Here is an 11,969-nt window from a genome sequence, read left to right as displayed (position 1 = left end):
GCAGCCGCCGCAGCGCGGGCCGCCCGCGAGATCGGGGCGGACCGGGTGGACAGGGCCGGCCGGGCGGAGCGGCGTCCCGGGGAGCCGCTCCGCCCGGCCCTGCCGGTCCGGTGTCAGCCGTGGCGGCCAAAGCCGTGGTCCTCGTCGCGCGAACGACGGCGGCCGCCCATCGAGGTCTCGTCGTGCCCGCGGCCCTCACCGTGCCCGTGGTCGCCGTGGTCGCCGTGGTCGCCGTGCCCGCCGTGGTCGCGGCTGCCGGCAGGGAAGAGATCCTTGAAGATCGCCATGGCATGCCTCCTGCTCTCCGTCTGGACTCGTACTGACCCACTGGGTACGTGACGGAGGGCAGGAGGGATGGTTCTGCCCGGAAAAATCTCCGCGGACGTGGCCGCGTCCGTGAGCGTGTCCGCCGTCAGCAGCCGTCAGCAGCTCAGCCGCCGTCAGCAGCTCAGCCGCCGTCAGCAGCCGTCAGCAGCTCAGCCGCCGTCAGCCGCCGTCCCCGTACGACAGGTCGGAGCACAGGTCGTCGTCCGCGGAACGGGCCCCGTGGGCCAGCGAGTCGGGGACGGTGCCGGGCGGCGCCGCCGGGGTGGAGGGTCCGGCCGCCTCCGACGCCGCGTAGGAGGAGCCCACGACCACCTCGACGCCCGTGCCGCCGCCGGGACGCAGCTCGGCCCCCGGGAAGAGCCGCGCGACCGTCTCGGCCCGGCTCCGCAGCCCGGCCCCGTACTCGACGACCGTGGTGGTGTGCTGCCTGCTGAGCGCGTTGCCGGTGGCGGTGACCGTGAAGCCGTGCCGCGTGAGCTCGGCGGCGGCCTCGGCGGCGAGGCCGCGGGTGCTGGTGCCGTTGAGGACGGCGACGTCGATACCGGCGCCGGAGACGCCCCCGGCGGAAGCGGACGAGCCGGCACCGACCGAGGAGGGACCGGTACCGGCCGAGGACGGAAGAGCGGCAACCCCTTCCCCGGCTCCCTTGCCGCCGTCCCCGGCTCCCTTGCCGTCGCCACGGGCGTCCTTGCCGTCGATCGTGCGGTCGGCCTTCAGCGCGGCCCACAGGTCGGAGGCGTCCGGCTCGACGACCGCGACCCGGGCGCCCTGGTAACGCCAGGGCACGGTCACGAACTTGGTGTTGTGCAGGTCGATGTCCTGCAACGACATCGCGAAGGAGACCAGCTTGGCGGCCGACCCCAGCCCCGGGTCGACGGTCATGGACCGGGTGGCGGCGGTGGCGAGCGGCAGCAGCTTGGTGGGGGAGAACCCGTCGCTCTTGATCTTCTTCAGCAGACTGGAGACGAACGCCTGCTGACGCTTGATGCGGCCGATGTCGGAGCCGTCGCCCATGCCGTGGCGTATGCGGACGTAGTCGAGCGCCTTCTGCCCGGAGACGGTCTGCTGCCCCTTGCGGAAGATCACGGCACCCTTGGTGGCGCGGTGCGGGTCGAGGTCGCCCTGGTAGATGTCCTGCGGGAGGCACACCGGCACTCCGCCGACCACGTCCGTCAGCGACGCGAACCCCTTGAAGTCGACGACGACGGTGTGATCGACCCGCAGCCCGGTGAGCTTCTCCACCGTGTTCTGGGTGCAGGCCGGGTTCCCCTTCTCCGTCTGCCCGACGGAGAAGGCGGCGTTGAACATGGTGTGCTCCTGCGCCTTGCTCCACGAGCCGTCGGGCAGTCTGCACGGCGGCACGGTGACCAGGGTGTCCCGCGGGATCGACACCGCGATGGCGTGCCGGTGGTCGGCGTAGACGTGCAGCAGGAAGGCGGTGTCGGACCGGCCGATGTCGTCCTTGCTGCCACCGCCCAGCGCGCTGTTGCCGTCGTTGCGCGCGTCCGACCCGATCACCAGGACGTTCTCCCCCTTGGAGGAACCGGCCTGCGGACGGTCCCTGGACAGGCCGTCCCCGTCGAACGTGCTGATGCCGCCGTTCAGTTTCAGGTAGATCCAGCCCAGCCCGGCCGTGCCGAGCACGGTGACCGCCAGGGCGACCATCAGCACGGTCCGCAACGGCCCCCGCCCGCGCCGCCGCCCCGCACGGGTGCCGCGGCTCCTGCCGCCTCTGCCGCGCCGGGATGACGGGTCGCTGGTGGGAGTGGCCATCCGTGCGCGTTCCTGCGTCCGACTCATACAGAGGAGACGTACGAACGGTCCTCAAGGTTGCAAGATTGCGCAACCCAGCAATGAGTGAGGAGGTGACCGCCACGCGTACCTGCATGCCGGCCGCTCACCCCCTCGGCCCCCCCCCCGGCTCAGGGACTGGCCACATCGAACCCGTACCGCACCGGCCCGCCACCGCCGTCCCCGTCGTGCGCCCGCCGGTACAGATGGACTCCCTCCACCCGCACGCCGGACGGCTCGCCCTCCACCCGGCAGGGATAGGTCACCTGCACCACCCGGGGCCGCCCGGCGACCTCCACCCGCATTCCGTCCGCAGGACCCCCGTCGAGCACCGCAGGCTCCCACGCCGTCATATCGACTGTCTCCATGAAGACAGTTTATGGATTGCGCAATCCGCGTAGGAAGACGCCGCCTTCGCGCGGCTGGGCGAGGTCCTGGCACCGGGGGCGGGGTCCCGGAGGCCGGAGGCAGGGCCCCGGGAGATCGAAGACGGGGTCCCAAGAGATCGAAGACGGGGCTCCGGGGGCCGGAGGCGGGGTCCCCGGGGGCCGGAGCCGGGGCGTTCTCCGAAAGCTCCCAGGATCTCTCCGGAACCGGACAGTGACGGCTGCCAGGCTCGGTCGCTCCTCGATGAGTCCGACCTGATCTGGAGTCGTTTCCGTGGCTTCGTTCCTTTGCAAGCTGGGCCGGTTCTCCTTCCGGAGACGCTGGTTCGTGGTGGTGGTGTGGGCCGGACTGCTGGTGCTGGCCGGTGTGCTGGCCGCCCGGGCTCCCGCGGCACCTCCGAACGACTTCTCCATGCCCGGCACCGAGGCACAGCGCGCCTACGACCTGCTGGAAGAGCGCTTCCCCGGGCTGAACGCGGACGGCGCGTCGGCCCGCGTGGTCTTCAGGGCCGAGCACGGCAAGGTGACCGACCCTCAGGTCAGGGGAACCGTGGAGGAGACCGTCCGCGCGCTCCGTGACGACCCCCAGGTGGGCCAGGTCACCGATCCGTTCGCCACCGGTTCGGTGAGCGGGGACGGCTCGACCGCCTACACCCAGGTCACCTATCAGGTCTCCGCCCCGCACCTGGAGGAGTCCTCACGGTCGGCGCTGCTGGCGACCGTGGAACACGCCCGTTCCCCGCGGCTGACCGTCGAGGCGGGAGGCAACGCGGTCTCGGCGCTGTCGAAGGGCGGCCACTCCTCCGAGGCACTCGGTCTCGGGGTGGCCGCGGTGGTCCTGGTGCTCACCTTCGGGTCGCTGCTGGCCGCGGGGCTGCCACTGCTGACGGCCCTGCTGGGCGTCGCCACCGGCGCGAGCGCGATCAAGGCGCTCTCCGGCCCGCTCGGTCTGGGCACGACGACCACCGGGCTGGCCACCATGATCGGCTTGGCCGTGGGCATCGACTACGCGCTGTTCGTGGTCTCCCGCCACCGTGCCGAACTCGTGCGGGGCAGGAGTCCGCAGGAGGCTGCCGCGCACGCCGTGGGCACCGCCGGGTCGGCCGTGGTCTTCGCCGGGGCGACCGTCGTGATCGCGCTGGCGGGGCTGCGGGTGGTGGACATCCCCCTGCTCACACAGATGGGGTTCGCCGCGGCCGGCACGGTCGTGCTCGCGGTGCTGGTCGCACTCACCCTGGTCCCGGCGCTGCTCGGCATCGCGGGCCGGCGCATCGGTCCGGCGCGCGTCCGGCGCCGGCAGGGCCGTACGGCAGGCGCCGGCGCGGGGGTGCGCTGGGCCCGTTTCGTCGTTCGCCGGCCGGTCGTCGTTTTGCTGACGGGCGTGGCCGCGCTGGCCGCGGTCGCCGTGCCGGTCGCCTCGCTCCGGATGGGGCTGCCCGGCGACGCGAGCCAGCCGGTCTCGACGACCCAGCGGCGGGCCTACGACCTGGTCACCGACGGTTTCGGCCCCGGCTGGAACGGCCCGCTGACGGTGGTCGTCCAGCCCGCCGCCGGGGGCGGCGGTGCCCAGGCGGCCGCCGAGAGGACCGCCCGGCAGGTGCGCGGCAGGAACGACGTCGCCGCGGTCGGACGGCCCCGGCTGAGCACGACCGGGGACACCGCCGTCCTCAGCGTCGTACCGGCGAGCCCGCCCGGCAGCGAGGAGACGACCGGCCTGCTGCACGCCCTGCGCGACCCGGCACTGGCGAGCACCGCGGATGCCCGCATCCTGGTCGGGGGCACCACTGCCATGAACGCCGACGTCTCGCAGAAACTGTCCGGAGCCCTGCTGCCCTACCTCGCCCTCGTGGTGGCTCTGGCGTTCCTGCTGCTGATCGTCGTCTTCCGGTCCCTGCTCGTCCCGCTCAAGGCCGCGCTCGGTTTCCTGCTGTCGGTCCTGGCCGGACTGGGCGCGGTCGTCGCCGTGTTCCAGTGGGGCTGGCTGGGGCGGGTCTTCGGGGTCGCCGAGCCCGGGCCGGTGATGTCGATGATGCCGATCTTCATGGTCGGCGTGGTCTTCGGACTGGCCATGGACTACGAGGTCTTCCTGGTGACCCGGATGCGCGAGGCGTACGTCCACGGCAGGTCGCCGCTGGACGCGGTCACCGACGGGTTCGAGCACAGCGCGCGGGTCGTCACGGCGGCGGCCGCGATCATGATCTCGGTGTTCGCCGCCTTCATGGGCTCGGCCGAGCAGATGATCAGGACCATCGGGTTCGGTCTCGCGGTCGCGGTGCTCTTCGACGCCTTCGTCGTCCGGATGGCCCTGGTACCGGCCGTGCTCGCCCTGCTCGGTGACCGCGCGTGGCGTCTGCCGCGATGGCTGGACCGCCTCGTGCCCGACCTCGACGTGGAGGGCGAGCGGCTGCAGAGCACCGGGACGGCGCCGACCGTGCCGCAGCCCTCCTACGACGAACAGCGCCCCCAGGCCGACAAGGTCGACGCGGCCGCCGAGGCCGCCGAAGCCGCCGAGACCGACGAGGCAGCCGAAGCCGGCCGGGGCACCTCCGGCACCTGACCCGGTGCGGACCGCCCCCGCTCACACCCACGCACCACGCCCCACGCACCACGCACCGCACACCGCCTACCAAGGAGTCAGCCATGCCCTCCTCACCCCAGCCCGGCGCCGCGCCACCCGGTGGAGGATGGCGCCACGCCCTGGAAGGAGCCCTCGCCGTCATGGCTGCGACGGCGGTGACGGCTGCCACCGCCTGGGCGGCACTGCTGGCCCTGGGCGCCGGTTCGGTCGCGCCGCTGACCCGGCTCGTGCCCGCGGTGATGAGCATGGCCGTCGGCGGCGCGGTCGAACTGTCGTCGGCCTCCTCGGCCGCCCCGTCGGGTGACGGTGCGGCCGGCGGGCTGCTCGGTGCCCTGGGCGGGTCCTCGGGCGGCGGCCTGAGCATCGGCATCGGCGGGCAGGCAAGGGCGCTGCCGCTGACGCTGACGTTCCTGGGCATGGCCGTCCTGGCGACGGGGTTCTTCCGGCCCCTGCGCCGCCGCGCCCGTCCGGCCCCGGCCCTGGTGTGGGCCCGGGCCGGCGGAGCGCTGGCGACCGCAGTGGTGCTGCTGCCGGTCCTCGCGGGCCTCGGGCACGGCACGGCCCGGCTGCCCGGAGGCATCGCGGGCAGGCTCGGCAAGGGAGGCTCCGGCGGTGGCCTGGCGAGACTCGGTGGCGGCGCGGGGAGCGCGCTCTCCTCGGTGACCTTCCGCTCCGACCTGGTGGCGACCACGCTCCTCGGGCTGCTGTGGGTGGGTGCCGTCCTAGCGATCGGCTGTGTGGCGGCACGGCGGACCGCGCTGCCCCGCCCGCTGGCGCTGAGCCGGCTGCGGCTGAAGTGGAACCCCGTCGCCTCGGTGCTGACCGGAGTGCTCACCGTGCTGTGCTGCCTCGTCCTGGCCGTGGCGGTGCCGGCCGGGATGGCGGCGCTCACGGGCCGGGAGCAGGCGGCCAAAGCGGCGGGTGTGCTGCTGCTGGCGGGCCCCAACCTGCTGTGCGTCCTGCTCACCTCCGGCCTGGGGGCCTCCTGGGAGGGGGCCGTCCGGCGCGAGCAGGGTGATGGGGGCGGACTGCTCGGGATGCTCGGCGGCGGGGCCCGCACCGGCGGCACGGGCAAGGACCGGTCCCTCGCCCTGGGCGACTGGTCGGGCGCCGGTGCGCCGGTGTGGCTGATCGGGCTGGCGCTGCTCCTGGTCCTGCTGGTGCTCGCCGGGTACCTGATCGCCGCCCGCACACCGGCCCGCTCGCTGCGCGAGGAGGCGGACGCGCTGCTCGGCCGCCACCTGGAACTCGCCCTGCGGACGGGTGTCGCGGTCGCCGTCTCGGGGATGCTGTGCTGCCTGCTGGCCCAGGGAACGCTGCGGATCGGCATCAGTGTGATGGGCAGCGAGATGGGCGGTATGACAGCGGGCCTCGACGGGGCGGTACGGCTCTCCGGCCTCACCGGATTCGTGCTGGCCGGATGCGCGTCGTACGCGGGCAGCCGGCTGCACGCGCTCAGGGCCGCACGCCGAGCCCCTGCGACGGGGCCCGCGCGCAAAGGGGGCCACCCGGCCGGCGGCGAGCGGCGGCCCGGCCGCCCGGTGCGGTCCGGCCCGGCCTCATAGGGACGCGTGATCTCCTGAAGAAACCACCCGTCCCCGAGAACCCGAGACCCGAGAACCACCAGAACGACCAAGACCACCAGAACGACCAAGACCACCGGGACCACCGGGACCACCGGGACCACCCAGGACCGAGTTCCACGTCCGTGAGGCAGCACCCCGCACATGGCCACCCCGATAACCGCGTCCCGCCCGGCGGGACGCAAGCACCACCTGCTCGTCGTGGACGACGAGCCCACCGTCCGTGAACTGCTGCGTACGGCGCTGCGCTACGCCGGCTTCGACGTCGACGCGGCGGCGACCGGGAGCGAGGCCCTCGACCTGGCCGTCCGGTGCCCCCCGGACCTGGTCCTGCTCGACGTCATGCTGCCGGACATGGACGGTTTCGAGGTGATCCGGCGCCTGCGCGCCCAGCCCCGGTCGGCCCTGCCGGGGCAGGGCGGCGACGTGCCCGTGCTGTTCGTCACGGCGCGCGAGACCCGTCAGGACCGCCTCAACGGCCTACGGCTCGGCGGCGACGACTACGTCACCAAGCCGTTCGACCTGGAAGAACTCATCGCGCGGATCAACGCGGTCCTGCGCCGCACCAGGGGCGAGGAGCCGGCCCGGCTCGTCGTAGGCGACCTGGAACTCGTGCCCGAGGGCCATCACGTCGTCCGCGCCGGGCACCCCGTGCGGCTGTCCCCGACCGAGTTCCGGCTGCTGCGCTTCCTGATGGCCAACGCCGAGCGGACCACGACCAAGGAACAGATCCTGCAGAGCGTGTGGGACTACGACTTCGGCGGCGACCCGAGCATCGTCGACACCTACATCAGCTACCTGCGACGGAAGGTGGACACCGGGGAACCCAAACTCATCCACACCGTGCGCGGCATCGGCTACGTCATCCGTGGGCCCCGGCCGTGAAACGGGGCCCTGCGTTCCGCTCCGGCCGGCTTCTGCGCCGCACCTCTCTGCGCACCCGGCTGCTGTGCCTGTCCGTCGCCCTCGTCACCGTGGGGCTCGTCGCGACGGGTGTGGTGGTGAGCACGGCGCTGCACGGCTATCTCCAGGACCGGGTCGACGACCGGCTCGCCCTGACGGCGCAGATCGCCGCCCGCCTGAGTCCGCCGCCCGGCGACGAGAGCACCCGGGCGGCACGGCCGTCGAGCCTGCTCGGGGACACGACCCTGACCTTCGTGGACGACCACGGCGCCACTCGAAGGGCGTTCGACTCCAGTACCGCCCCACCCGGCGGCGGGCCCGACCTGCCGGTGCTGGACCACAGGGCCGTACTGGCCCACGAGGGCCGCCCGTTCACGGTTCCCGCGCGGGACGGGGACCGTGTCTGGCGGGTCGTCGCCCTGGCCCAGCCCGCTCAGGGCCTTGCGGGCGAGGGGGCCACCGCCCCGGGCAGCGTGGTCGTGGCCTCCTCGATGGACGAGGTCGACCGTACCGTCGCCAAGACGCGGACCCTCTCCCTGACCGCCGGGCTCGTGCTGGTGGCCGTGCTCACGGTGGCCGGATGGTTCGCGGTCCGCTCCGGCCTGCGTCCTCTCACCCGCATCGAGGAGACCACCACGCGGATCGCCGGCGGGGACTTCTCCCACCGGGTGCCCGAACTCGCCGGCGCCCGCACCGAGGTGGGCCGCCTGACCGCCTGCCTGAACCAGATGCTCGCCCAGATCGACACCGCTTTCCGGGCCCGTGCCGACGCCGAGTCGAGGATGCGGCGCTTCTTCGCCGACGCGAGCCACGAACTGCGCACCCCCCTCGTCGGCATCAAGGGCTACACCGACCTGTACCGCATGGGAGCCCTGCCCGCCCGCCGCGACATAGACCAGACCATGTCCCGGATCGCCGAGGAGTCCGAACGCCTCACCCGGCTCGTCGAGGACATGCTGCTCCTGGCCCGCCTGGACGAGGACTCCCTCCGGCACCCGGCCGATTCCCACGGAAACCCGGCGTTCCCCCTCGACCTCGCCCCCATGGACCTGCGCACCCTCGCCGCCGACGCGCTGCACGACGTACGCGCCCTGGACAGCACACGCCCCGTCACCCTCACCGGCCCCGCCGGCGGCAAGCCCGCCACCGCCCCGGCCGTGGCCGACGAGGCACGCCTGCGGCAGGTCGTCACCAACCTCGTCGGCAACGCCGTCGCCCACACCCCGGCCGGCACACCCGTCCGCATCGGTGTCGGCACCACCGACGCGGACGCCGTCCTGGAGGTGGCCGACCAGGGCCCCGGCCTGACCCCTGCGGAACGGGCCCGTGTCTTCGACCGCTTCTACCGGGCCGACGGCTCCCGCACCCGCGCCACCGGCGGCGGCTCCGGCCTCGGCCTGGCCATAGCCCACGGCCTGGTCGCGGCACACGGCGGCCGCGTCGACCTCCACACCGCCCCCGGCGAAGGCTGCACGTTCCGCGTACTGCTCCCGCTTCCGCAGGCTCCCGCCCTCAAGCAGGAGTGAAACACCGGTCACGCGGAGAGACACGCACACAGAAACAGGAAAGGCGCCTACAGAAATCTGTAGGCGCCTCACCTGCTGTTTCAACTGTCGGGGTGGCGGGATTTGAACCCACGACCTCTTCGTCCCGAACGAAGCGCGCTGCCAAGCTGCGCTACACCCCGATGTCACTGCTTGTCGCGGCGACGACGTTTACTTTAGCCCACCGGCGGCCTGAGGCGAAATCCGGTTTTGGTGCGGCGGCGGACCGGGTTGGGGCGGGCGTGGTCCACGACTACGAGGAGGAGGGCGAGGGCGTAGCAGGAGAGGCCCAGGAGGAGGGCGTTGCCCAGGACGTGTTTGTAGCTGTGCCGGCCGACGTCCAGGAAGGCGTACAGGTAGCGGTGTGCCGTGCCTGTGGGGAGCAGTGCGCCGCGGGTCAGGGAGAAGGCCAGGTAGGCCAGGGGGTAGAGCAGCCAGGGAGCTGCCTGGCGCAGGTGGAGGCGGGCCGGGGCGGTCAGCAGGAGCCAGTCCAGGAGGGCGGCGACCGGAACGGCCGTGTGCAGGAGGAAGCCGGCCGCCGACTGCCAGAGCGGGTGGGTGGCGGGGGCGTCCGTGATCGAGTACGGCGGTGACGCCTCGGACAGGAGCAGGTGGTAGACCAGGGCGCCCATGGTGACGTAGAGCACGGCCGCTCCGGTCAGGGCCGCGGGGGCGGGGCGGCGGGCCGCCCAGGCGCGGCGGGCCGAGAGGGTGAGGACCAGGGCGAGCACGAGGGCGGCCTGGACGGCGAAGTGGCTCAGGACGTGGAGCGGCGAGCCGATGGTCATTTCGGCGGACACCGCCGCCGCTGCCGTCAGGGCGACCAGGAGGCGGTACGCCGCCGCCCACGGGCGCCGTACGGGAGTCACCACGGCGGTCGCGGGGACGACGGAGGGTGCCAGTGCGGAGATGCCCGGGATCGCGGGGAGGCCCGGTATGTCCCTCGGGATCGGGGGCGTCGGGGGGACCGGAGGTATCGGGGCGGTCATGCCCTCACGGTAGGAAGCGAGGGCATGACGGGCGATTTGGGTGGGCTGTGTGGGTTACGGGCCGCGGACCCCCGGCCCCGCCGGGACGTGTCGCCTGGGCCTCCGCCCGCTCCGGGCGATCAGCAGGCCGCAGGGGCTGAGGGCGACCGGCGACGGATGACGGGCGAGCCGGTGCCACGGCCGGCTCGCCGGTTCTCGTCGCAGCGGCTGATTTCCGCAGCAGGGCACGGTTTTGAGACGATGGACACATGCGCGCGCGATACGGAGTTCCCCTGGGCATCACGGCGGTCGCGACCGCCGGTCTCCTCTACTCGGCCGGGTTCGAAGCCCGCTCCTTCCGCCTGCGGCGGGTGACGGTCCCGGTACTGCCCTCCGGCATGCGCCCCCTGCGTCTCCTGCAGGTCTCCGACATCCACATGGTCGGCGGCCAGCGCAAGAAGCAGCGCTGGCTGCGCTCGCTCGCCGGCCTGCGCCCGGACTTCGTGATCAACACGGGTGACAACCTCTCCGACCCGGAGGGTGTGCCGGAGGTCCTGGACGCGCTCGGCCCGCTGATGGAGTTCCCGGGCGCCTACGTCTTCGGCTCCAACGACTACTACGGCCCCAAGCCACGCAACCCGGCCCGCTACCTGCTGGAGAAGGCGAGCGGTCGCCATGGCCTCAACGGCAACGCGCCCGTGGTCGGCGCCCTCCACAACCCGTGGGAGGACCTGCGCGACGGGTTCGACGCGGCGGGCTGGCTCAATCTCACGAACACCCGCGGCACCCTGAAGGTCGAGGGCGTCTCGGTCGAGCTGACCGGCCTGGACGATCCCCACATCAAGCGGGACCGCTACGCGCGCGTGGCCGGCGGCCCGTCCAGCGAGGCGGACTTCTCCATGGGCGTCGTGCACGCCCCGTACCTGCGCGCACTGGACGCCTTCGCGGCCGACGCCTACCCCTTGATCCTGGCCGGCCACACCCATGGCGGCCAGGTCTGCATCCCCTTCTACGGTGCCCTGGTCACCAACTGCGACCTGGACACCGACCGGGTCAAGGGCCTGTCCACCCACACGTCCGGGGGCCACACGTCCTACCTGCACGTCTCGGCGGGCTGCGGCACCAACCGCTACACGCCGGTCCGCTTCGCCTGCCCCCCGGAGGCGACGCTGCTGACGCTGGTGGGCATGGACTGAGGAGAACGGAGGGAGCGGAGGGGACGGAGAGGGCTGAGCGGGCGGAGGGGACGGAGAGGGGCGCCTTCAGCACCCCGGGGCCCGTAAATGAGCGCGCGGCGGGGTCGTCGTACCTGCGACAATCAAGTCCATGACCACGCTCAAGTCGAAGCTGCACGACGACCTCAACGCCGCCATCAAGGAGCGCGACGAGCTGCGCTCCGCGACGCTCCGGCTGACGCTCGCCGCGATCACCAAGGAAGAGGTCGCGGGCAAGGAGAAGCGCGAGCTGTCCGACGACGAGGTCCTCAAGGTGATCACCAAGGAGGCCAAGAAGCGTCGTGAGGCGGCCGAGGCCTTCGCGCAGGGCGGTCGTACGGAGTCGGCCGAGCGGGAGAAGGCGGAGGGCGAGGTGCTCGCCGCGTACCTGCCCAAGCAGCTGTCCGACGACGAGCTGCACACGATCGTCGCCCAGGCGGTCGAGGAGGCCAAGGCGGCCGGTGCGGAGGGGCCGCGGGCCATGGGCGCGGTCATGAAGATCGTGAACCCGAAGGTCGCGGGGCAGGCCGAGGGCGGACGCGTCGCCGCCGTGGTCAAGAAGCTGCTGGCCGGCTGAACCGGCCGGGTCAGGGGCGGTCAGGCCCGGGCTGGGGCCCTGGGTCACGTCCGATCGGTACAGAAGAAGGGCGGCCCGGCGGGCCCCGGGCGCCCGGA

Annotated in this window: 10 protein-coding genes and 1 tRNA gene; 6 read left to right on the top strand and 5 right to left on the bottom strand. The window is 73.0% G+C overall.

The genetic code is table 11. From position 1 onward, the window contains the following. Positions 1-113: 113 nt before the first annotated feature. The 3 genes from ACFC02_RS07530 to ACFC02_RS07520 form a co-directional block, all read right to left on the bottom strand. Complete coding sequence (locus ACFC02_RS07530; RefSeq protein WP_376353551.1) at positions 114-287, bottom strand: hypothetical protein; 174 nt, start codon at positions 285-287, stop codon at positions 114-116. A gap of 199 nt (positions 288-486) precedes the next feature. After that, the gene (locus tag ACFC02_RS07525; protein ID WP_376353548.1) at positions 487-2,100 is read right to left on the bottom strand and encodes an LCP family protein; all 1,614 of its coding nucleotides are present in this window, start codon (positions 2,098-2,100) and stop codon (positions 487-489) included. 149 nt (positions 2,101-2,249) lie between these two features. Next, the gene (locus ACFC02_RS07520) at positions 2,250-2,486 is read right to left on the bottom strand and encodes a hypothetical protein (protein WP_376353546.1); all 237 of its coding nucleotides are present in this window, start codon (positions 2,484-2,486) and stop codon (positions 2,250-2,252) included. A gap of 292 nt (positions 2,487-2,778) precedes the next feature. Between ACFC02_RS07520 and ACFC02_RS07515 the strand changes: the two genes are divergently transcribed. The 4 genes from ACFC02_RS07515 (at position 2,779) to ACFC02_RS07500 (ending at position 9,094) form a co-directional block, all read left to right on the top strand. Beyond that, positions 2,779-5,061, top strand: coding sequence for an MMPL family transporter (locus ACFC02_RS07515; RefSeq protein ID WP_376353543.1), 2,283 nt, complete (start codon positions 2,779-2,781; stop codon positions 5,059-5,061). 83 nt (positions 5,062-5,144) lie between these two features. Next, the gene (locus ACFC02_RS07510; RefSeq protein ID WP_376353541.1) at positions 5,145-6,647 is read left to right on the top strand and encodes a streptophobe family protein; all 1,503 of its coding nucleotides are present in this window, start codon (positions 5,145-5,147) and stop codon (positions 6,645-6,647) included. 162 nt (positions 6,648-6,809) lie between these two features. Further along, positions 6,810-7,550, top strand: coding sequence for a response regulator transcription factor (locus ACFC02_RS07505; protein WP_376353538.1), 741 nt, complete (start codon positions 6,810-6,812; stop codon positions 7,548-7,550). Then, positions 7,547-9,094, top strand: coding sequence for a sensor histidine kinase (locus ACFC02_RS07500; RefSeq protein WP_376353535.1), 1,548 nt, complete (start codon positions 7,547-7,549; stop codon positions 9,092-9,094). Before ACFC02_RS07505 ends, ACFC02_RS07500 begins: the two co-directional genes overlap by 4 nt. Positions 9,095-9,181: 87 nt before the next feature. Here the strand turns inward: ACFC02_RS07500 and ACFC02_RS07495 are convergent. Together ACFC02_RS07495 and ACFC02_RS07490 are read right to left on the bottom strand one after the other, a co-directional pair. Further along, positions 9,182-9,255: transfer RNA gene (locus tag ACFC02_RS07495), tRNA-Pro, on the bottom strand. Positions 9,256-9,288: 33 nt separating this feature from the next. Then, positions 9,289-10,101, bottom strand: a complete 813-nt coding sequence (locus tag ACFC02_RS07490) for a Pr6Pr family membrane protein (protein WP_376353532.1) — start codon at positions 10,099-10,101, stop codon at positions 9,289-9,291. Between the two features lie 248 nt (positions 10,102-10,349). Between ACFC02_RS07490 and ACFC02_RS07485 the strand changes: the two genes are divergently transcribed. Together ACFC02_RS07485 and ACFC02_RS07480 are read left to right on the top strand one after the other, a co-directional pair. After that, positions 10,350-11,276 carry a metallophosphoesterase gene (locus ACFC02_RS07485; protein ID WP_376353530.1) on the top strand — a complete coding sequence of 309 codons (927 nt, stop codon included), beginning with the start codon at positions 10,350-10,352 and terminating at the stop codon, positions 11,274-11,276. Positions 11,277-11,406: 130 nt separating this feature from the next. After that, positions 11,407-11,871 carry a GatB/YqeY domain-containing protein gene (locus tag ACFC02_RS07480; protein ID WP_360971199.1) on the top strand — a complete coding sequence of 155 codons (465 nt, stop codon included), beginning with the start codon at positions 11,407-11,409 and terminating at the stop codon, positions 11,869-11,871. Positions 11,872-11,969: the final 98 nt, after the last annotated feature.

The organism is Streptomyces sp. NPDC056160, from assembly GCF_042268205.1.
Classification (GTDB): domain Bacteria; phylum Actinomycetota; class Actinomycetes; order Streptomycetales; family Streptomycetaceae; genus Streptomyces.
This window is presented reverse-complemented; position numbering and strand designations above follow the sequence as displayed.

Excerpts from the sequence above, each read along its gene's own strand:
- ACFC02_RS07530 (WP_376353551.1), bottom strand. The coding sequence starts at position 287 with ATGGCGATCTTCAAGGATCTCTTCCCTGCCGGCAGCCGCGACCACGGC.
- ACFC02_RS07525 (WP_376353548.1), bottom strand. The coding sequence starts at position 2,100 with ATGGCCACTCCCACCAGCGACCCGTCATCCCGGCGCGGCAGAGGCGGC.
- ACFC02_RS07520 (WP_376353546.1), bottom strand. The coding sequence starts at position 2,486 with ATGGAGACAGTCGATATGACGGCGTGGGAGCCTGCGGTGCTCGACGGG.
- ACFC02_RS07510 (WP_376353541.1), top strand. The coding sequence starts at position 5,145 with ATGCCCTCCTCACCCCAGCCCGGCGCCGCGCCACCCGGTGGAGGATGG.
- ACFC02_RS07505 (WP_376353538.1), top strand. The coding sequence starts at position 6,810 with ATGGCCACCCCGATAACCGCGTCCCGCCCGGCGGGACGCAAGCACCAC.
- ACFC02_RS07490 (WP_376353532.1), bottom strand. The coding sequence starts at position 10,101 with ATGACCGCCCCGATACCTCCGGTCCCCCCGACGCCCCCGATCCCGAGG.
- ACFC02_RS07485 (WP_376353530.1), top strand. The coding sequence starts at position 10,350 with ATGCGCGCGCGATACGGAGTTCCCCTGGGCATCACGGCGGTCGCGACC.
- ACFC02_RS07480 (WP_360971199.1), top strand. The coding sequence starts at position 11,407 with ATGACCACGCTCAAGTCGAAGCTGCACGACGACCTCAACGCCGCCATC.